This is a genomic window from Prodigiosinella aquatilis, from assembly GCA_030388725.1.
In the GTDB taxonomy this organism is placed as follows: domain Bacteria; phylum Pseudomonadota; class Gammaproteobacteria; order Enterobacterales; family Enterobacteriaceae; genus Prodigiosinella; species Prodigiosinella aquatilis.
The window spans coordinates 2,090,279-2,110,075 of sequence record CP128857.1 but is presented as its reverse complement, the minus strand read 5'-3'; the positions used below and the strand labels follow the sequence as shown (position 1 = coordinate 2,110,075).

Genomic DNA, 19,797 nt, shown 5'->3' with positions numbered 1-19,797 from the left:
CGTACGCAAACGTTTTCGTTTATACTGCGGCGATTTTTACAACCTGATCAGGTACTAAAGTTATGTTAACAATGGGAACGGCTCTGCGTCCCGGCGCGACCCGCGTTATGTTGCTGGGCTCTGGCGAACTGGGAAAAGAAGTGGCGATTGAATGTCAGCGTTTGGGGATCGAGGTCATTGCCGTCGACCGCTATGCTGATGCACCGGCAATGCAGGTTGCCCACCGCAGCCATGTCATTAACATGCTGGATGGCGAGGCGTTAAAGCAGTTGGTGGAAAGCGAACGTCCGGATTATATCGTGCCGGAAATTGAAGCCATCGCCACCGATATGCTGGTCGTGCTGGAGCAACAGGGGCATTATGTCGTGCCCTGCGCGCAAGCCACCCGGCTGACCATGAACCGTGAAGGCATTCGTCGTCTGGCGGCTGAAACCCTGGGACTGCCCACCTCCCGTTATCATTTCGCCGACAGTGAAGCCAGCTTCCATCAGGCGGTTAACGCCATCGGTTATCCATGTATTGTAAAACCGGTAATGAGCTCTTCTGGTAAAGGTCAGAGCCTGATTCGTGAACCACAACAACTGGAACGTGCCTGGCGTTATGCGCAGGAAGGCGGTCGGGCCGGCGGTGGCAAAGTGATTGTGGAAGGGCTAGTGCAATTTGATTTTGAAATCACATTGCTGACTATCCATGCCGCTGACGGTATCCATTTCTGCGACCCGATCGGTCATCGTCAGGAAGATGGCGACTATCGCGAGTCCTGGCAACCGCAACAGATGAGCAGTGAAGCACTGGCGCGGGCCAGACACATTGCCAGCGAAGTGGTGGAAGCATTGGGTGGTTTCGGTCTGTTCGGCGTTGAACTGTTTGTCTGTGGTGATGAGGTTATTTTCAGCGAAGTGTCTCCCCGGCCACACGATACCGGGATGGTCACGCTGATCTCTCAGGACTTGTCTGAATTTGCGCTGCATGTGCGGGCGTTTCTGGGCTTGCCGATTGGTGACATCCGTCAGTATGGCCCATCCGCCTCAGCGGTAATCCTGCCGGAGCTGACCAGTAATGATGTTCGCTTCCACGGATTGGAACAGGCGTTGCAACCGCATACCCAGATCCGACTGTTCGGCAAACCGGAAATTAGCGGTAAGCGCCGTATGGGCGTGGCGCTGTCCACTGCGGAAAATACGGATGCGGCGGTCCAACTGGCAAAAGCGACGGCCAACGCGGTGAAAGTCAGCGGCTGAACGCCCCTGCTTGAAGATGCCGTGCATGAGTGGGTCAGGCCAGGTGTTGTCTTCAGGAAATGATGTCCGACACCAACACGAATTGAATGGGTAACCGATAGATTCCCGCCCGTTGGGCGGGAATGATGGTCTTATGCCTTGGCGCCAGCCACCGCTTCGCGAGCCAGTTCGGTGATACGAGCATAATCACCGCTTTCCAATGCATCCACCGGTACCAACCAGGAACCCCCTACGCACAGCACGCTTTTCAGTGCCAGATAATCACGATAGTTTTTCGGCGTGATCCCACCGGTCGGGCAGAAACGGATTTTCCCGAATGGCCCGGCAATGGCCTGTAGCGCTTTCACACCACCATTGGCTTCCGCCGGGAAGAATTTGAATTCACGCAATCCATAATCCATCCCCAGCATCAATTCAGACACCGTGCTAATACCCGGAATCAATGGAATGGTGCCGTCAATAGCCGCTTTCAGCAGCGGTTCGGTCAGACCCGGACTAATGGCAAACTGCGCACCGGCTTCAGTCACTTGCGCCAATTGCTGTGGATTGGTCACCGTACCGGCACCGACAATAGCGTCTGGGACTTCGTTGGCAATCAGGCGAATCGCGTCCACCGCACAGTCAGTACGTAGTGTCAGTTCCAGCACACGGACACCACCAGCGACCAAGGCTTTTGCCATAGGTACGGCATGTTCCAACTTGTTAATCACAATCACAGGAACAACCGGACCAGCTGTCAAAATCTGTTCCGCACTGGTCTTCCAGTTTTTCATCTAGGGTAATCTCCAGTCATGCCCGCACGGGGCATCATTAATTATCTGGCGCGCCCCTGCCACAGGGATCCACAGTTACCCACGGATGTCCGACCGCACCGTTAGCTACACAAAAAAACCGACAAACGACCACCCCAAAAACCAGGGTGGTGGTGCCATTACTCCACTTCACTCCAGGAGCGTCCATCGCGGGTAATCATCGCAACCGAGGCAACCGGGCCCCAGTTCCCCGCTGGATAAGGCTTAGGTAAATCATTGTCCATGCCCCAGGCTTCCATAATGGAATCAACCCATTTCCAGGCCTCTTCCACTTCATCACGACGAACAAACAGCGCCTGAATGCCGCGCATGGTTTCCAGCAGCAAACGCTCATAGGCGTCAGCCAGATGCTGTTGATTAAAGGTTTCGGAGAAACTCAGATCCAGCTTGGTGGTTTGCAACCGGTGTTTATGCTCCAGCCCAGGGATCTTGTTCAGGATCTGGATTTCAATACCTTCATCCGGCTGTAAACGAATAATCAGCTTGTTCTGTGGTAACTGCTGATAAGAATCATGAAACAGATTCAACACCGGATTTTTGAAATACACCACCACTTCAGAACATTTGCTCGGCAGTCGCTTACCGGTACGCAGGTAAAATGGCACACCGGACCAGCGCCAATCGTCAATATCCACACGAATTGCCACGAACGTTTCGGTGCTGCTGGACTTATTGGCGCCCTCTTCTTCCAGATAGCCGGGCACTTTCTTACCTTGTACAAAACCCGAGGTATACTGCCCACGTACCGTGGTTTCATGCACGTTGGTACGGTCGATACGGCGCAGCGAGCGCAGCACCTTCACTTTTTCATCACGGATGCGGTCAGTGCTGAGATCAGATGGAGGCGACATGGCAATGATGGTCAGGATTTGCAACAGATGGTTTTGGATCATGTCACGCATTTGACCGGCCTGGTCAAAATAGCCCCAACGTCCTTCAATCCCCACCTCTTCCGCCACGGTAATCTGCACATGGTCGATAGTGCGATTATCCCAGTTGTTCGCGAACAACGAATTGGCAAAGCGCAGCGCCAGTAGGTTCAATACGGTTTCTTTACCCAGATAGTGGTCGATGCGATAGACCTGGCACTCGTTAAAGTACTCCGCCACCTGATCGTTAATTACCCGTGACGACGCCAGATCAGTACCCAGCGGTTTTTCCATCACCACACGAGCCGGTTCTTTGTTCAGCCCGGCTTTACCCAGGCCACGACAGATCGCACCAAAGGTGCTGGGCGGCATGGCAAAATAGTTAATGGTGGCGCGATTTTCTTGATCGAGCATCTCTCCCAGGCGCTCAAACCCGGCAGTATCCTCAACATCCAGTTGGCAGAAATCCAGACGTTCGCTCAGTGTTTTCCATAATGTTGCATCCAGCGGTTCTTTGAGAAAGGTATCAAACGCTTCCTTCACCACCTCGATATAAGCGGTTTTATCCCACTCAGCCCGGCCCACGCCGATAATACGGGTATCCGGGTGAATATGGCCTGCTTTTTCCAATTGATACAGTGAAGGCAGCAATTTACGGCGCGCCAGATCGCCCTTCGCACCGAAAATCACCAGGTCACACGCCTGGGCTGTAGAAGTTACCGCCATTTTCAATCTCCTCATAGCAGGATGCTGTAATTTTATTACAGTAATAATGTACTCTTTTTGACTATAACCAGTAAACCCGTAATAAAATAACAAGAAATATTGCATCTAATGTGACAATACTTCATATCGCAGGTGTAAATGCGGGCAAATAGGCTGCAAAATCATCAAAAAAAGAAATTTTCTGTCTTTTATGACAGTTGATTACTGTTCTGAAAGTTAGACACAAGTCATGTTCTGGAAAAAAAGCACATAACTTCGCATGTTGTTCTCTAACAACCTTTACAAGGCCGTAGTATATTTCCACAAACCTCGTATTGATTTCACCTTTGGCTGAAATCGAAAATACCATAGATGGTCTTTGTCTTATGAATATGCTGGAAAAAATCCAGAGCTATCTGGAGCTGCTGAGCAAATCTGAACGAAAAGTGGCTGAAGTCATCCTCGCATCACCCCAGACAGCCATTCATTCCAGTATCGCCACACTGGCCGGTGTGGCTGAAGTCAGTGAACCCACTGTCAATCGATTCTGTCGCCGCCTTGAGACCAAAGGTTTTCCTGATTTTAAACTACATCTGGCCCAAAGTCTGGCTAATGGCACACCTTATGTGAACCGCAATGTAGAAGAAGATGATACGGTGGAGGCTTACACCAGTAAGATCTTTGAATCCACCATGGCGGGATTGGAACACGTGAAATCCTGTCTGGATATTGCCGCCATCAATCGCGCCGTGGATCTGCTTACGCAGGCCAAGAAGATCTCTTTCTTCGGGTTTGGTGCGTCGGCGGCCGTCGCTCATGATGCCATGAATAAATTTTTCCGTTTTAATATTCCGGTGGTTTACTTTGATGATCTGGTGATGCAGCGTATGGGCTGCATGAACTCGGGTGAAGGCGATGTGGTGGTGTTGATTTCGCACACCGGCCGCACGAAAAGCCTGGTGGAAATGGCACATCTGGCGCGTGAAAACGATGCCACCGTTATCGCCATTACCTCAGACGATACGCCGCTGTCCAGGGAAGCCTCACTCACTCTGCGAGTGGAAGTACCGGAAGATACCGATGTCTATATGCCAATGGTATCGCGAATTGCCCAGCTTACATTGATTGATGTGCTGGCCACCGGGTTTACCTTGCGTCGCGGCGCAAAATTCCGGGATAACTTGAAGCGTGTCAAGGAAGCATTACGAGAATCGCGTTTTGATAAGGAAGAACGATTCAGCAAACCTTTTGGTTAATTTGGTATGATGCAGGGTGAGGGTGTACTTCTTTTCGCGGTACGGGCAGCTCACCCATATAATAATCAATAACCTCACGGCATCCGGATAACAATGGTGAAATAGTTTTATTGTAAAAGCAGTATTTCATTCGCGTTATCCGACGTTACCGCACTACAACAGCTTCACTAGTCAACGGAGTTATACATGTCCAGACGGCTCAGAAGAACCAAAATTGTTACCACACTGGGGCCGGCTACTGACCGCGACAATAATCTGGAAAAGATTATTGCCGCAGGCGCGAATGTAGTCCGCCTGAATTTTTCTCATGGCATCCCTGAAGATCATATAATCCGTGCCAATAAAGTTCGTGAAATTGCGGCCAGACTCGGCCGCCATGTTGCTATTCTTGGCGATCTCCAGGGTCCCAAAATCCGCGTTTCCACCTTCAAGGAAGGTAAAGTTTTTCTCAATATCGGTGATAAATTCCTGCTTGATGCCAACATGACCAAGGGCGAAGGCGATAAGGAAAAAGTCGGTATTGACTATAAAGGCCTGCCAGGTGACGTCGTGCCGGGTGATATTCTGCTGTTGGATGATGGCCGGGTACAGTTGAAAGTATTGAAAGTGGAAAACATGAAGGTGTTTACCGAAGTAACGGTAGGTGGCCCACTTTCCAACAACAAAGGCATCAATAAGCTGGGTGGTGGTCTCTCTGCCGAAGCGCTGACTGAAAAAGACAAAGAAGACATCCTCACCGCCGCCAAAATCAATGTGGATTACCTGGCAATTTCCTTCCCGCGTACCGGCGAAGACCTGAACTATGCTCGTCGTCTGGCCCGTGATGCGGGTTGTAACGCTAAAATTGTTGCCAAAGTGGAACGTGCGGAAGCCGTCGCCAGCGACGAAGCGATGGATGACATCATTCTGGCCTCTGACGTAGTCATGGTGGCACGTGGCGACCTGGGTGTGGAAATTGGCGACGCGGAACTGGTTGGTATCCAGAAAAAACTGATTCGTCGTGCCCGTAAACTGAATCGTGCGGTGATCACCGCTACGCAGATGATGGAATCGATGATTACCAATCCAATGCCAACCCGTGCGGAAGTGATGGACGTCGCCAACGCCGTGTTGGATGGTACCGACGCCGTCATGCTTTCGGCAGAAACCGCGGCGGGTCAGTATCCGGCGGAAACCGTGGCCGCCATGGCAAAAGTATGTCTGGGCGCGGAAAAGATCCCCAGCATCAACATATCAAAACACCGTCTTGACGTAGAGTTTGACAACATCGAAGAGTCTATTGCGATGTCTGCCATGTACGCGGCCAATCATCTGAAAGGGGTGACCGCGATTATTGCCATGACCGAATCTGGCCGTACCGCGCTGATGATGTCCCGTATCAGTTCTGGTCTGCCAATTTTCGCCATGTCTCGTCATGAACACACACTCAACCTGACCGCATTGTATCGTGGTGTCACGCCCGTGCAGTTTACCGGCTACACTGACGGCATCGTAGCCGCCAATGACGCCGTGCTCATATTGCGCGACAAAGGTTTTCTGGTGTCCGGCGATCTGGTGATCGTCACTCAGGGTGATGTGATGGGAACCGTAGGCACAACGAATACAGTCCGTATTCTGCGGGTGGAATAACCGGTGGATTCCCGCTCAGCAGGCGGGAATCTCCCTGTCTAATCAATAAAAAGTATCCAATGTGATCCCCGTTTTTCACGGGGATCACTACACTTGCACTAAACACTTGCCCTAAATCCTGATGCGCCACGGTTACTTACGCGGATAAAGATCCTTGCGTAAATATGGCTCTGTCTCGCCTGATTTACGTGTTTTCAGTATTTTCAGAATCCAGGTGTATTGTTCCGGGTAAGGTCGCACCAGCGTTTCGACCTCTTCATTCATCCGCCGGGCAATATAAGTATCATCGGCACCGTCCAGATCGCTCATCGGCGGGCGAATATAGACTTCCAATCGGGATTCTTTCGCGTTATATACCGGGAATAACGGCACAATCTCGGCCCGGCACACTTTCATCAAACGCCCTACCGCAGGCAATGTGGCTTTATAGGTCGCGAAGAAATCCACAAATTCACTGTGTTCCGGCCCATGATCCTGGTCAGGAAGATAATATCCCCAATACCCTTTTCTTACCGAGTTGATAAACGGTTTGATACCGTCATTACGTGCATGCACACGCCCACCGAAGCGGATACGCAATGCATTCCACAGATAATCCACCAGGGGATTTTTCTGATTATGCATCATGGCCGCGATCCGGTGACCACGCCAACTGATCAGCATCGCCGGGACATCCACAGCCCAGCCATGTGGCACCAGAAAAATAATATTACGCTGCTGGGCTTCCAGTTGTTCAATGATCTCATAACCATGCCAGCGCACTCGTTCATTCACCCGCCGGGGAGAAATGACCGCCAGCTCCATCATCAAAATCATGGACTGTGTGGCGGTGGCAAACATGTCATCAATGATTTTTTCCCGCTGTAACTCGGGTACATCCGGCATGCAATACAGCAGATTGATGCGAGCACGTCGCCGTGCGCCACGTGACACACGCCCAACCAGACGGCCAAGCGCACCCAGTACCGGGTCACGCAGACGCCCAGGAATGCAGGCAACCACGATCATCATCCCAACACTCAGCCACACCCCCCAATAACGAGGATGAAAAAACTCGCGACGGAACCGGGGAATATATTCAATGTTAGCTTTTTGCTCTCTTTCCATGCATCAACTCTTCATAACAATTACGCGGCAATAATAATTGCTAACTATTGTTTCGCAATTAACCTCACCGATATAGCAGAAAATCGTGACATAACCGCGAATAAAAACAGCCGGCAGCAAACTGACTACCGGCTGGATAAATGAACTCAGGTATTAATCAAACTGCAACTGTGGCGCCATTTTACGTACCTGAGCCAGATAATCGCGGCGCTCTTTACCGCTCAACCCTTCAGAACGCGGCAATTTCGCCGTTAGCGGATTTACCGCCTGCTGATTGATCCACACTTCATAATGCAGATGTGGTCCGGTTGAACGGCCCGTATTACCAGATAAGGCAATACGTTCACCGCGTTTCACCTTCTCACCGGGTTTCACCAGCAGCCGATGCAAGTGCATATAACGCGTAGTGTACTGGCGTCCATGACGAATAGCGATATAACTCCCTGCCAGGGGATCACGTTTAGCCACCACGACTTCACCGTCACCGGTCGCCAACACTGGCGTACCAACCGGCATGGCAAAATCGACACCTCTATGTGGTGCCACACGCCCCGTTACCGGGTTAAGGCGTCGCGGATTAAAGTTGGAAGAAACCCGAAACTGTTTCATGGTGGGGAAACGCAAGAAACCGCGTGAGAGTCCTGAACCTTCCCGATCGTAGAATTTGCCGTCGTCAGCACGGAACGCATAATAATCTTTGCCGCCGCTTCTCAGACGTACACCCAGCAGTTCGCTCTGCTCATTGTGGCCAGCCAGCACTTCGCGGGACATCAATACCGCAAAACTGTCATCTTTATGCAATTTGCGGAAATCCAACTGCCACTGCAATGCTTTGATAACTTCCCTAATCTCGTTGGTGGTTAATCCGACACTGCGGGCGCTGTTAACAAAACTGCTAGTCAACCGTCCGGCGATTACACTGTTATGCCACTCACCTTCAACATTCTCGATGGACTCTTTGAAATTATCGCCAATACGTTGATAGGTACGGGATTCACGACGGGAAACCTGCCAGTGCAGGCTTTGTAACAGACCGGTATCACCCAGTTGCCAGGTGATCTGCTGACCGATTTTCAGATTACGCAATGCGGGATTCTGCTCAGCTAGTGCAGTGATATCGGCGATATCAATACCATACTGAGTCAGAATACTGCTGAGGGTATCACCAGCCGACACCACATACTCGTGAGATCCGCTATCATCAGATACTTTATCGTCCAGCTCATCCGACGGGATATCCTGCCCCGGTGCTGGCTGATCAAGTGGTTCGCTGTTCATTTCCGTAGATTCTGCAGACGCTGTCGGAGGCGCGGCAGGAGTGGCATCCAACGGTTCACTTGCAGACGGAGTGAGTGATTGTGAAGATAGGGTTTCAGTTTTACTGCCAGGCGTATTAGTAACCGGAGGATAAACAAATGGCCGCCAAACAGCGACGGCCAGGGTGACTACAGTTAGCGACCCCAGCATCACGCGGTGGGGTCTGGGTAGACTGTTATACGCCAGAGCGATAGTTCGGACTATCTGCTGCACTTATTCGCATCCTCATTATTTTTTCTCCAGGCAGCTCAGATATTCGTTAGACAATTTCAGCAGAAAATGCGTGTAGCTGTCTTTATCCAGAACGACGTTGCTTCCCAATGGATCGAGTACGCCGATATGCACACCCGTTCCCTTAACGACAGCATCAATAACTGCTGGCCTGAATTGTGGCTCAGCAAAAACGCAAACGGCCTTATGCTCAACCAACTGTGTTCGTATTTGATGTAAACGCTGCGCACCAGGCTGGATGGCCGGGTTGATCGTAAAATGACCAAGTGGCTTTAATCTATAGTGTTTCTCAAAATAGCCGTAGGCATCATGAAACACGAAATAGCCTTTCCCTTGCACAGGCGACAGCATATTACCAATATTTTTATCCGTTTGTGCAAGTTTCTCAGTGAAATAACGCAGATTGCCGTCTAATTTGTCTCTATTCTGTGGCATAAGTTCCAATAATTTATCATGTATAGCGACAGCGGCGGCCTTTGCTATCACTGGCGACATCCAGATATGCATGTTGATATCCCCGTGATGGTGCCTGTCGCCATCATCATCTTCCGCCTCCGCGGTGGCATCATGTGCAGAATTCGTTGTCATTTCATGCTCGTGATGCGGTGGCGATTTCAACAATTCAGCCTTGATGGCTGGCACATCCGCCAGTGAAATCTGCCTGGCTGCGGCGACCTGCTGTAGTGGTTTAGCCAGAAATGCCTCCATGTCAGGACCGATCCAAATCACCAAATCCGCAGACCGTAAATGCTGGACATCAGACGGGCGCAGAGCATAATTGTGAGGCGACGCGCCATCGGGCAACAAAATATCTACCGGCGTGACGCCATCCGCAATCGCGGCGGCGATAAATCCCAGTGGGCGAATTGATGTCAATACGGCGGCTGAGGCCACGGGTATTGACGCAACTGACGTCAAAAGTGCGCTGGCAGTCAGTACAGATTTCAGCCAATTATTTACGTGATGCGTAGGCATAGCGAGTCTTCCATCGATTTCAACATGAATTTTGTTATATTATAACATCATTAATTACTTTCAAACTGAGTTATATGTCTACTCTGGTCACACTTGATAATATTTCTGTGCAATTTGGCAATCGGCGCGTGTTGACCGATATTTCCCTCACCCTTCAGGCAGGGCGGATTTTAACCCTGATCGGTCCGAACGGTGCCGGAAAATCGACACTGGTGCGGGTGGTTCTGGGTTTACTCTCTCCCGATAATGGCAATATTCAGCGTGTCCCGAATCTGCGTATCGGTTACGTGCCGCAAAAATTGCATCTGGACGCCACACTACCGTTGACCGTCAGCCGTTTTATGCAGCTGCGCCCCGGCATAAAAAAGCAAGAGATTATGCCGGCGCTTAAACGCGTCCAGGCCGGACATCTGCTGAACCAACCAATGCAAAAACTCTCTGGCGGGGAAAACCAGCGTGTCCTGCTGGCCCGCGCCATTCTCGCCAATCCACAGTTATTGGTGCTGGACGAACCCACCCAGGGTGTCGACGTCAATGGTCAATTGGCACTGTATGAACTGATCAACCAGTTGCGACAAGAGCTTAACTGCGGCGTACTGATGGTTTCTCACGATTTACATCTGGTTATGGCCAAGACCGATGAAGTGCTGTGCCTTAATCAACATATCTGTTGTTCTGGAACGCCTGAAGTGGTTTCCCTGCATCCGGAATTTCTGGCGATGTTCGGTCATCGCGGCGCGGAACAACTGGCTATCTACCGTCACCACCATAACCACCGGCATGACTTGAATGGACGCGTTATTTTGAAAAAACAGGATGGGAACGACAAATGATTGAGCTGTTGTTTCCTGGTTGGCTGGCGGGGGTTTTTCTGTCCATAGCGGCAGGCCCGCTGGGGTCGTTCGTTGTCTGGCGTCGAATGTCCTATTTTGGCGATACGCTGGCACACGCGTCATTATTGGGCGTCGCACTGGGTCTGCTGCTGGATGTGAGTCCATTTTATGCGGTGCTCGCTGTCACACTGGTATTGTCGCTGGGGTTGGTCTGGTTGGAACAACGTCCTAATCTGGCGATTGATACCTTGTTGGGCATTATGGCCCACAGTGCGCTGTCGCTGGGGTTGGTGGTGGTCAGCCTGATGAATAATGTTCGCGTGGATCTGATGGCCTATCTGTTTGGTGACCTGCTTTCCGTTACCACTAGCGATTTACTGCTGATTGGCCCCGGTATTGTGCTGGTGGTCATAGTTCTGTGCTGGCAATGGCGAGCGCTGTTATCCATGACCATCAGCCCGGAACTGGCCCATGTCGATGGTATCCATCTGCAACGTACCAAACTGTTATTGATGTTGATAACCGCATTAACCATTGGGTTGGCGATGAAATTTGTTGGGGCGCTGATTATTACTTCGCTGTTGATCATTCCTGCCGCCACTGCCCGTCGCTTTGCCCGCACGCCGGAACAAATGGCCGGAGTAGCGGTAATTATCGGGATTCTGGCGGTAACGGGTGGACTGGCGGTTTCTGCCGATCTTAATACACCGGCCGGCCCGTCGGTTGTGTTGTGCGCATCGCTGCTGTTTATGCTGAGTCTGCTAAAGAAGCAGGCCGCGTAACGCAACCTGTCTGCATCAACAATGAATAGATCCTCGTTTCGACGAGGATAACTACGGTGACGGAATGCGGCGCTAGTCCGAATAACATATTCAAACAACATGCACGAATAACAGCATGCACAAATAACAGATAGTACGGATAGCCAATCAAGACCGGTGGCGAGGCAATTACTCCTCGCGAGTCAGGCCAAAATGACGATAAGCGTGCTGAGTGGCGATACGCCCACGCGGTGTCCGTTGCAAAAATCCTTGCTGAATCAGGTAAGGCTCCAGCACATCTTCAATGGTTTCACGCTCTTCACCGATGGCCGCTGCCAGGTTATCCAACCCTACCGGTCCACCCATAAATTTATCGATCACGGCCAACAGCAGCTTGCGGTCCATAAAATCAAATCCTTCAATATCTACCGCCAGCATATCCATCGCCTGAACGGCCACGTCCAGCGTAATCGTGCCATCCGATTTCACTTCAGAAAAGTCACGTACCCGGCGCAACAGCCGGTTGGCGATGCGTGGCGTACCGCGGGAACGACGGGCTAATTCCAGTGCGCCATCTTCCGTCATCTCCAGCCCCAGACACAGTGCGCTACGGCTGACAATATGCTGCAAGTCCGCGACCTGATAAAACTCCAGACGCTGCACGATCCCGAAACGGTCACGCAACGGAGAGGTCAGCGACCCGGCACGAGTGGTCGCACCAATTAGCGTAAACGGAGGTAAATCCAGTTTAATGGAGCGCGCCGCCGGTCCTTCGCCAATCATGATATCCAACTGATAATCTTCCATAGCCGGATAAAGCACTTCTTCTACTACTGGCGATAGACGGTGAATTTCATCAATAAACAGCACGTCGTGGGGTTCAAGATTGGTCAGTAATGCCGCCAGATCACCCGCTTTCTCCAGCACCGGGCCGGATGTGGTACGCAAATTGACACCCATTTCGTTCGCGACAATATTGGCCAGTGTGGTTTTACCCAGCCCCGGCGGACCGAAAATCAGCAGATGATCCAACGCGTCACCACGCTTGCGCGCCGCCTGAATAAATATATCCATCTGCTCACGGACTTTCGGCTGTCCGACGTACTCCGACAACAGTTTAGGCCGGATAGCCCGGTCGAAGATCTCTTCCTCTTCAACAACAATCGGCGCAATCAAACGATCAGCTTCAATCATGAATACCTCACAGTACCGCGCGTAATGCGTCCCTGATCAGGGTTTCGCAGGTAGAATCCGGGCGGGATACCTTGCTTATCATACGGCTGGCTTCCTGCGGTTTATAGCCCAGTGATACCAGCGCGGCTTCCGCTTCTGCCAGTGGATCCACCACCGGTTCGCCCACGGGCGTTGACGGTGGCAAGGCCATGTTACCCGGTGAATTAAACAGATCACCATTCAGCCCCTTGAAGCGGTCTTTCATTTCCACCACCAGCCGCTCTGCGGTTTTCTTGCCTACGCCCGGCAGTTTGATCAGGACGCCAATTTCCTGACGCTCCACCGCGCTGACAAACTGCTGCGCCGACATGCCGGACAAAATCGCCAGTGCCAGTTTCGGCCCCACACCGTTAACTTTGATCAGCTCGCGGAACAGTGAACGCTCCTGCTTGTTATTGAACCCAAACAGCAGTTGCGCATCTTCCCGCACCACAAAATGGGTGAAGATCACCGCTTCCTGGCCAAGATCTGGCAGTTCGTAAAAACAGGTCATCGGCATATGGACTTCATAGCCCACACCGTTGGCTTCAATCAATACCTGCGGTGGTTGTTTCTCCAGAACGATGCCTCTGATACGACCTATCACGTGTTGTTTTCCTTATGGGACTAACCTGGAACAAGGCGTATAGCTTATAACACAAAAAAATATCTGATACAAAAAAGCTGGATGCATATCCAGATATTATTGAGAATAAAAGGAAAGTCTCCGGCATCGGTATGACCACCATAAAATACCGGAGATATCAGTGAAGAATCGCGGTTCATCACCCCTGACGGCTGGGTTCTGCTGTCGGGTTATGCAGGGCGTCGTAATTTTTCCAGCGGTAGTTGCACAGCGAGATCACCCAGCAGGCGACAAACAGCGCCACGACATAGAATCCGGCGTTGCCGAGTTGCGCATTGAAGGCCTCAACCACGCCCCACAGCCCGGCATGCAGGTCAAGTTTGTCCGCCAGTAGTCCCAGCGCTTCCATACCGCCGATAAAAACCGCCACCACTACCGACGTCGCCGTAATGGTCATATTGTAGTAGAGTTTGCGCTGCGGTTTACTGAACGCCCAGCCATAAGCGCCGACCATCACCACATTATCCAGTGTATCCACCAGTGCCATGCCGCAGGTAAACAACGCCGGAAAAATCATGATCGACCAGATTGACATGCCCTGTGAAGCGCCGGCCGCCGAGATACCTAATACGCCAATTTCGGTAGCCGTATCAAATCCCAGTCCGAACAGCAGACCAACCAGATACATGTGCCAGCTTTTGCGCACCAGACGGAATGTTGAACGGAAAATCCAGCCCATCACCCCTGACGCGGGAATATCGTCCATCTGATCAGGCGCCTCGCCCATCCCTTGTTTGAATTGTTGAAAACGTTTCCAGACATCGCGCAGAATCACCAGATTCACCAATGCCATCAACAACAGGAACCCGGCTGAAACCAGCGTGCCGATGACGCCCCCCACTTCATGAAACCAGGCCATATCATCCCGCAGCGCCGTCGCGGTGGCGGCCAGCGCCAGTGACGCCAGAATAACGATGGTGGAATGTCCCAGCGAAAACCAGGTCCCGACACTCAGTGGCCGTTTCCCCTCTTGCATCATTTTCCGGGTGACATTATCGATGGCGGCGATATGGTCCGCATCCACCGCATGGCGCAGTCCGAAGCACCAGGCCAGCAAACTGGTCGCCATCAAGGCACCATGTTCATGAAACAGACGCCATGCCAGCAGCCATACCAACGCGTTAACCATCACCAGACCGCCCAACATCACCATCGAGCGTGGATTGTCCCTGAAAAGCGAAGACAGCATGTGAAAACCTTTTGTCAGTCCGGCGGGCGATCACCGTCGGGTTCATTGCGAGTATGAGATTTTATAAATTGTTCATACATCACTGTGTTATCACAGATCAAAGGAAGGCTAATTATGACGGATGTGTTTGCCCAAAGGCGAAGATGGCGTTGCTCAACGGCGAGAGTTGAACCGGATAACGGAAAGCGGCATCAGAACAAGGGGTGGGCTGCCTTTCCTGGTAAAAACAGCGCTTCGGTCAGGAAAGGCAGTAAAATATCACACGCCAATCAACGAAGACGTCCGCGGGCCATCGTAAGCTTATCGACACTGATACGAGTAAGGTTCTGGCTGAAATGACAGTGCGTGATGGCAATGGCCAGCGCGTCGGCCGCGTCCGATTGCGGGCTGGCGGGTAACTTCAACAACACGCGTACCATGTGCTGCACCTGCTTTTTGTCGGCGGCACCGGTACCGACTACGGTCTGTTTTACCTGACGCGCCGCATACTCGAACACCGGCAGATCCTGATTTACGCCCGCCACAATAGCCGCGCCGCGCGCCTGTCCCAGTTTAAGCGCCGAGTCCGCATTCTTGGCCATAAACACCTGCTCTATCGCCAGACAGTCGGGATGAAACTGGGTAATGATCTCACTGACGCCGGCAAAGATCAGCTTCAGACGGCTGGGGAGATCGTCCACCACAGTGCGGATGCAACCGCTACCGATATAACTGAGCTGCCTGCCCCGTTGCTGGACGATACCGTAACCGGTGACACGGGAACCGGGGTCGATGCCCAGAATAATTGTCATCAGTTACTCCCCGGCCACTGATTGATGCCATGTGGCAATGCCATCACAGCAATGCCGCCACCTCGTCGGAGATCTCACCGTTGTGGTAAACCTCCTGCACGTCGTCGCAGTCTTCCAGCATATCGATCAAGCGCATCAGTTTCGGTGCGGTTTCTGCATCCATATCCGCGCTGGTGGACGCGACCATTGATACCTCGGCGGATTCTGCCACCAGACCAGCCGCATCCAGCGCATCTTTCACCTGACCGAATGTTTCCCACGGTGTGAAGACGTCAATAGCGCCATCATCATACGTCACGATATCGTCAGCACCCGCTTCCAGCGCCGCATCCATCACCGTATCTTCATCCAGACCCGGCGCATAGGAAATGACGCCCTTCTTGGTGAACAGATAGGCAACCGAGCCATCCGTTCCCAGGTTGCCGCCGCTTTTGCTAAAGGCGTGGCGAACTTCGGAAACCGTACGATTACGGTTGTCGCTCAAACACTCCACCATCACGGCAGTGCCGCCGGGGCCGTAACCTTCATAAATGATAGTTTCCATATTGGCATCATCATCGCCCCCTACACCACGGGCAATAGCGCGGTTCAGGGTATCGCGTGTCATATTATTGGACAGCGCTTTGTCGACAGCGGCACGCAGACGCGGGTTGGCACCGGGATCACCCCCGCCCAGTCTGGCGGCGGTGACCAGTTCACGGATAATTTTGGTGAAAATCTTACCGCGTTTGGAATCCTGTGCTGCTTTACGATGCTTGGTGTTGGCCCACTTACTATGACCTGCCATAAAAATCTCCGAAAAAAGCCTGTTCAGGCCGGATAAATAACAAATTCTTCAATCGCCTGCCGGTTGCTCCACGACTTGGTGAGCTGCGCGGCACTGGGGGCATCAAGCCACTGGTAAGCCAGATGTTCGGTTAGCTCCACCTCACGCTCTTTGGGCAACGCCAGACAGAACCAGGATTCTGTATTGTGCGTCACCCCCGGGGCATAGCGATGTCTCAGATAAGCAAATATCTCAAATTCCACACAGCGTTGGCAATCGATCAACGATAGCGACTCTGCGGCGATATCAATGTTAACCTCTTCCTTAACTTCACGTTGTGCGGCAAACCACGCACTTTCACCTTCTTCCAGGCTGCCGGTCACCGACTGCCAGAAATCAGGATCGTCGCGTCGTTGAAGCATCAGCACCCGTCCGGTATCAGCAGCGTAAATCACTACCAGCACTGAAACGGGTCGCTTGTATGTCATAGCTGCTCTCTGTTTTTCTCTGCGTCCTTCGCATCCTGTGCGGATTTCCCTTTACCCACCACCGCAATGGAAAGCTCTTCCAGTGCCGTCGAATTGGCAAAGCTCGGCGCTTCCGTCATCAGACAAGCCGCCGCCGTGGTTTTCGGGAAGGCAATCACATCACGGATATTATCGGTGCCGGTCAGCAGCATCACCAGACGATCCAGGCCAAAAGCCAGACCGGCGTGCGGCGGCGTACCGAATTTCAGTGCATCCAGCAGAAAACCGAACTTCTCACGCTGTTCTTGCTCGTTGATACCCAAAATGCGGAACACCGTCTGTTGCATAGCACCATTATGAATACGCACGGAACCACCACCCACTTCGTAACCGTTCAACACCATGTCATAGGCGTTGGCAATGGCGGACACCGGGTTGGCTTCCAGCGCTGCCGGCGTCATGTCACGCGGCGCGGTGAACGGATGGTGCATAGCCGTCAGACCACCCTCACCGTCATCCTCAAACATCGGGAAGTCAATCACCCACAGCGGTTGCCAGCTGTTTTCATCGGTCAGTTTCAGGTCGCGACCCAGTTTCAGACGTAGTGCGCCCAGCGCGTCGGTGACAATGCTGGCGCTGTCGGCACCAAAGAACAGGATGTCACCATCCGTCGCCGCCGTGCGATCCAACAGCGCGCTCAGGATGTCATTGGTCAGGAACTTGGCCACCGGGCTTTGTATACCCTCCAGCCCCTTGGCCCGCTCATTGACTTTGATGTAGGCCAGCCCTCGGGCGCCATAGATTTCAATAAATTTGGCATACTCATCAATCTGCTTACGGCTGAGTCCCGCCCCGCCCGGTACGCGAATAGCGGCCACACGGCCTTTCGGATCGTTAGCCGGGCCGGAGAAGACTTTGAATTCAACGTCTTTCAGCAGATCAGCCACATCCACCAGTTCCAGCGGGTTACGCAGGTCCGGTTTGTCGGAACCGAAACGGCGCATGGCTTCAGCAAACGTCATCACCGGGAAGTCACCCAGTTCCACGCCTTTGATTTCCAGCCACAATTCACGCGCCAGTTTTTCCATCACTTCACGCACCTGCGGTGCGGTCATAAATGAGGTTTCCACATCGATCTGGGTGAATTCCGGCTGACGGTCGGCACGCAGGTCTTCGTCGCGGAAACATTTGACTATCTGATAGTAGCGGTCAAAACCGGACATCATCAGTAACTGCTTGAACAGTTGCGGAGACTGCGGCAGCGCATAAAACTTGCCTTTGTGGACACGGCTCGGCACCAGATAGTCACGCGCGCCTTCCGGTGTGGCTTTGGTCAGCATCGGCGTTTCGATATCCAGGAAACCGTGGCCGTCCATGAAGCGACGCACGAAACTGGTAATACGGGCGCGGGTTTTCAGACGCTGCGCCATTTCCGGGCGACGCAAGTCCAGATAGCGATATTTCAGTCGCGCTTCTTCGGTATTGACCTGATTGGAATCCAGCGGCAGCGGCTCGGCACGGTTGATAATGGTCAGCGTCGTCGCCAGCACTTCCACTTCCCCGGTAGCCATGTCTTTATTAATCTGGCTGTCCGGACGGGCACGTACCAAACCAGTAAGTTGAATACAGAATTCATTGCGCAGTTCAGAAGCCAACTTAAAGGCGTCCTGACGATCCGGGTCGAAAAATACCTGAACCAGACCTTCACGGTCGCGCATATCAATAAAAATCAAACCACCCAGATCACGGCGACGGTTGACCCAACCACACAATGTCACTTCCTGGCCCATATGGGCCGAGTTCAACTGCCCACAATATTCAGTACGCATTACGATGTCCTTTTACTCAGCCGCTGCTACCACGCCTTCCCCACTCAGATAGCTGATGGGGAAAAGCGGTCTGTTTTGCCGGACGGCATAGTTTTTCTGGATTACTGTCCGATGAAAAAAGGGGGACATTATAAAGGAAATTCCCCCCAACGATAAGTACGATGGTAGCGGTCTACGTGTTGTCCCGCCTACTCTTTTTTACTGTTGGCGTTATCGGTTAACAAAATGAAGGTTATTATGAAAGGAATTTGTTACCGGGCTGACGTTATTTTATCAGGGTTAACCTATGTATATCGGATTACCACAATGGCAACATCCAGCCTGGGGACGGTTGGGATTACGAGATTTGGCAGACTACGCGCGCTATTTTAACTGCGTGGAAGGCAACACCACATTTTATGCCCTGCCATCATCGGATGTTGTACTGCGCTGGCGTGACATGACCCACGATAACTTCCGTTTCTGTTTTAAATTTCCCGCGACCATCAGTCATCAGGCCAGCCTGCGCCATTGTCAGCAAGAGGTATTGCAATTCTTCCACTGTCTTGAACCGTTAGCGGCCCGCATCGGCCAGCTCTGGTTACAGCTACCGGCAACGTTTGGCCCGGATCGACTGGACGATCTATGGCAATTCATGGCCGCGCTGCCGCAGAGTTTCAGCGCTGACGCCTCCGGTTTCAGCTATGGCGTCGAAGTCCGCCATCCTCTGTTTTTTGCCAAAGGAGACGACGAACGCCGTCTTAATCAGGGCTTGCATCAGCGCGGTATCAATCGGGTTATCCTGGATAGCCGCCCGGTACACCATGCGGTGGCGGATAGTGCGGCTCTGCGCGAGGCACAGCGGAAAAAACCGAAAGTTCCGCTGCATGTGGTACTGACGGCCAACCAGCCATTAGTGCGTTTTATCGGCAATGAAGATCTGACGGACAATTTGCGCTGGTTTGCCCCGTGGATTGACAAGCTGGCCCAATGGCAGCGGCATACACCGTACTTGTTTATCCACACACCGGATGTGGGCGATTCCCCGGCATTGGCGCAACAGTTGTGGCCACGGCTAAGTGCCGTCATCCCTGGATTACCCCCTGGTCCTGACTGGCCACAGCAGTCATCGCTGTTCTGAAGCTTTAGTATCGAAAACGGTTTTTTTCGATAGCAGGAACA

At 52.3% G+C, this 19,797-nt stretch carries 18 protein-coding genes; 6 read left to right on the top strand and 12 right to left on the bottom strand.

The window, feature by feature from the left end:
• The first annotated feature begins 62 nt into the window (after positions 1-62).
• Positions 63-1,241, top strand: coding sequence for a formate-dependent phosphoribosylglycinamide formyltransferase (gene purT, locus PCO85_09810; protein ID WJV55652.1), 1,179 nt, complete (start codon positions 63-65; stop codon positions 1,239-1,241).
• 131 nt (positions 1,242-1,372) lie between these two features.
• On the opposite strand, the gene PCO85_09805 is transcribed toward purT, so the two are convergent.
• Both PCO85_09805 and zwf read right to left on the bottom strand, forming a co-directional pair.
• Positions 1,373-2,014: a bifunctional 4-hydroxy-2-oxoglutarate aldolase/2-dehydro-3-deoxy-phosphogluconate aldolase gene (locus PCO85_09805; protein WJV55651.1), complete on the bottom strand. Its 642-nt coding sequence runs from the start codon at positions 2,012-2,014 to the stop codon at positions 1,373-1,375.
• A 158-nt stretch (positions 2,015-2,172) separates the two neighbouring features.
• Positions 2,173-3,648: a glucose-6-phosphate dehydrogenase gene (zwf, locus tag PCO85_09800; GenBank protein ID WJV55650.1), complete on the bottom strand. Its 1,476-nt coding sequence runs from the start codon at positions 3,646-3,648 to the stop codon at positions 2,173-2,175.
• A gap of 365 nt (positions 3,649-4,013) precedes the next feature.
• On the opposite strand from zwf, the gene PCO85_09795 reads away from it, so the two are divergent.
• Both PCO85_09795 and pyk read left to right on the top strand, forming a co-directional pair.
• The gene (locus PCO85_09795; GenBank protein WJV55649.1) at positions 4,014-4,883 is read left to right on the top strand and encodes a MurR/RpiR family transcriptional regulator; all 870 of its coding nucleotides are present in this window, start codon (positions 4,014-4,016) and stop codon (positions 4,881-4,883) included.
• A gap of 186 nt (positions 4,884-5,069) precedes the next feature.
• On the top strand, positions 5,070-6,512 hold the full coding sequence (gene pyk / locus PCO85_09790; protein WJV55648.1) for a pyruvate kinase: 1,443 nt from the start codon (positions 5,070-5,072) through the stop codon (positions 6,510-6,512).
• 132 nt (positions 6,513-6,644) lie between these two features.
• Here the strand turns inward: pyk and lpxM are convergent, their stop codons facing one another.
• The 3 genes from lpxM to znuA all read right to left on the bottom strand — a co-directional run bounded on the left by lpxM (position 6,645) and on the right by znuA (position 10,142).
• Positions 6,645-7,619 carry a lauroyl-Kdo(2)-lipid IV(A) myristoyltransferase gene (gene lpxM, locus PCO85_09785; protein WJV55647.1) on the bottom strand — a complete coding sequence of 325 codons (975 nt, stop codon included), beginning with the start codon at positions 7,617-7,619 and terminating at the stop codon, positions 6,645-6,647.
• Between the two features lie 153 nt (positions 7,620-7,772).
• Positions 7,773-9,149: a murein DD-endopeptidase MepM gene (gene mepM, locus PCO85_09780; protein WJV55646.1), complete on the bottom strand. Its 1,377-nt coding sequence runs from the start codon at positions 9,147-9,149 to the stop codon at positions 7,773-7,775.
• A gap of 15 nt (positions 9,150-9,164) precedes the next feature.
• The gene (gene znuA / locus PCO85_09775) at positions 9,165-10,142 is read right to left on the bottom strand and encodes a zinc ABC transporter substrate-binding protein ZnuA (GenBank protein ID WJV55645.1); all 978 of its coding nucleotides are present in this window, start codon (positions 10,140-10,142) and stop codon (positions 9,165-9,167) included.
• A 74-nt stretch (positions 10,143-10,216) separates the two neighbouring features.
• On the opposite strand from znuA, the gene znuC reads away from it, so the two are divergent.
• Positions 10,217-10,975 (top strand): zinc ABC transporter ATP-binding protein ZnuC, encoded by a 759-nt coding sequence (gene znuC, locus PCO85_09770; protein WJV55644.1) that lies wholly within the window; start codon positions 10,217-10,219, stop codon positions 10,973-10,975.
• The gene (gene znuB / locus PCO85_09765; GenBank protein WJV55643.1) at positions 10,972-11,757 is read left to right on the top strand and encodes a zinc ABC transporter permease subunit ZnuB; all 786 of its coding nucleotides are present in this window, start codon (positions 10,972-10,974) and stop codon (positions 11,755-11,757) included. Before znuC ends, znuB begins: the two co-directional genes overlap by 4 nt.
• A gap of 168 nt (positions 11,758-11,925) precedes the next feature.
• Here znuB and ruvB read toward each other — a convergent pair whose 3' ends face one another.
• The 7 genes from ruvB to aspS form a co-directional block, all read right to left on the bottom strand.
• Positions 11,926-12,930, bottom strand: a complete 1,005-nt coding sequence (gene ruvB, locus PCO85_09760; protein ID WJV55642.1) for a Holliday junction branch migration DNA helicase RuvB — start codon at positions 12,928-12,930, stop codon at positions 11,926-11,928.
• A 7-nt stretch (positions 12,931-12,937) separates the two neighbouring features.
• Positions 12,938-13,555 carry a Holliday junction branch migration protein RuvA gene (ruvA, locus tag PCO85_09755; protein ID WJV55641.1) on the bottom strand — a complete coding sequence of 206 codons (618 nt, stop codon included), beginning with the start codon at positions 13,553-13,555 and terminating at the stop codon, positions 12,938-12,940.
• Positions 13,556-13,733: 178 nt separating this feature from the next.
• Positions 13,734-14,783: a HoxN/HupN/NixA family nickel/cobalt transporter gene (locus PCO85_09750; protein WJV55640.1), complete on the bottom strand. Its 1,050-nt coding sequence runs from the start codon at positions 14,781-14,783 to the stop codon at positions 13,734-13,736.
• A gap of 269 nt (positions 14,784-15,052) precedes the next feature.
• On the bottom strand, positions 15,053-15,574 hold the full coding sequence (gene ruvC, locus PCO85_09745; GenBank protein WJV55639.1) for a crossover junction endodeoxyribonuclease RuvC: 522 nt from the start codon (positions 15,572-15,574) through the stop codon (positions 15,053-15,055).
• Between the two features lie 43 nt (positions 15,575-15,617).
• A complete protein-coding gene (locus PCO85_09740; GenBank protein WJV55638.1) occupies positions 15,618-16,361 on the bottom strand; it encodes a YebC/PmpR family DNA-binding transcriptional regulator in 744 nt (247 codons plus the stop codon).
• 23 nt (positions 16,362-16,384) lie between these two features.
• On the bottom strand, positions 16,385-16,828 hold the full coding sequence (nudB, locus tag PCO85_09735) for a dihydroneopterin triphosphate diphosphatase (protein WJV55637.1): 444 nt from the start codon (positions 16,826-16,828) through the stop codon (positions 16,385-16,387).
• Positions 16,825-18,636: an aspartate--tRNA ligase gene (gene aspS / locus PCO85_09730; protein WJV55636.1), complete on the bottom strand. Its 1,812-nt coding sequence runs from the start codon at positions 18,634-18,636 to the stop codon at positions 16,825-16,827. Before aspS ends, nudB begins: the two co-directional genes overlap by 4 nt.
• A 286-nt stretch (positions 18,637-18,922) precedes the next feature.
• Between aspS and PCO85_09725 the strand changes: the two genes are divergently transcribed.
• Positions 18,923-19,756, top strand: coding sequence for a DUF72 domain-containing protein (locus PCO85_09725; protein WJV55635.1), 834 nt, complete (start codon positions 18,923-18,925; stop codon positions 19,754-19,756).
• Positions 19,757-19,797: the final 41 nt, after the last annotated feature.

Coding starts and splice junctions, on each gene's coding strand:
- PCO85_09750 (WJV55640.1), bottom strand. CDS start 14,783: ATGCTGTCTTCGCTTTTCAGGGACAATCCACGCTCGATGGTGATGTTG.
- nudB (WJV55637.1), bottom strand. CDS start 16,828: ATGACATACAAGCGACCCGTTTCAGTGCTGGTAGTGATTTACGCTGCT.
- znuC (WJV55644.1), top strand. CDS start 10,217: ATGTCTACTCTGGTCACACTTGATAATATTTCTGTGCAATTTGGCAAT.
- znuB (WJV55643.1), top strand. CDS start 10,972: ATGATTGAGCTGTTGTTTCCTGGTTGGCTGGCGGGGGTTTTTCTGTCC.
- PCO85_09740 (WJV55638.1), bottom strand. CDS start 16,361: ATGGCAGGTCATAGTAAGTGGGCCAACACCAAGCATCGTAAAGCAGCA.
- pyk (WJV55648.1), top strand. CDS start 5,070: ATGTCCAGACGGCTCAGAAGAACCAAAATTGTTACCACACTGGGGCCG.
- ruvC (WJV55639.1), bottom strand. CDS start 15,574: ATGACAATTATTCTGGGCATCGACCCCGGTTCCCGTGTCACCGGTTAC.
- ruvB (WJV55642.1), bottom strand. CDS start 12,930: ATGATTGAAGCTGATCGTTTGATTGCGCCGATTGTTGTTGAAGAGGAA.
- PCO85_09795 (WJV55649.1), top strand. CDS start 4,014: ATGAATATGCTGGAAAAAATCCAGAGCTATCTGGAGCTGCTGAGCAAA.
- purT (WJV55652.1), top strand. CDS start 63: ATGTTAACAATGGGAACGGCTCTGCGTCCCGGCGCGACCCGCGTTATG.
- lpxM (WJV55647.1), bottom strand. CDS start 7,619: ATGGAAAGAGAGCAAAAAGCTAACATTGAATATATTCCCCGGTTCCGT.
- znuA (WJV55645.1), bottom strand. CDS start 10,142: ATGCCTACGCATCACGTAAATAATTGGCTGAAATCTGTACTGACTGCC.
- PCO85_09805 (WJV55651.1), bottom strand. CDS start 2,014: ATGAAAAACTGGAAGACCAGTGCGGAACAGATTTTGACAGCTGGTCCG.
- zwf (WJV55650.1), bottom strand. CDS start 3,648: ATGGCGGTAACTTCTACAGCCCAGGCGTGTGACCTGGTGATTTTCGGT.
- PCO85_09725 (WJV55635.1), top strand. CDS start 18,923: ATGTATATCGGATTACCACAATGGCAACATCCAGCCTGGGGACGGTTG.
- aspS (WJV55636.1), bottom strand. CDS start 18,636: ATGCGTACTGAATATTGTGGGCAGTTGAACTCGGCCCATATGGGCCAG.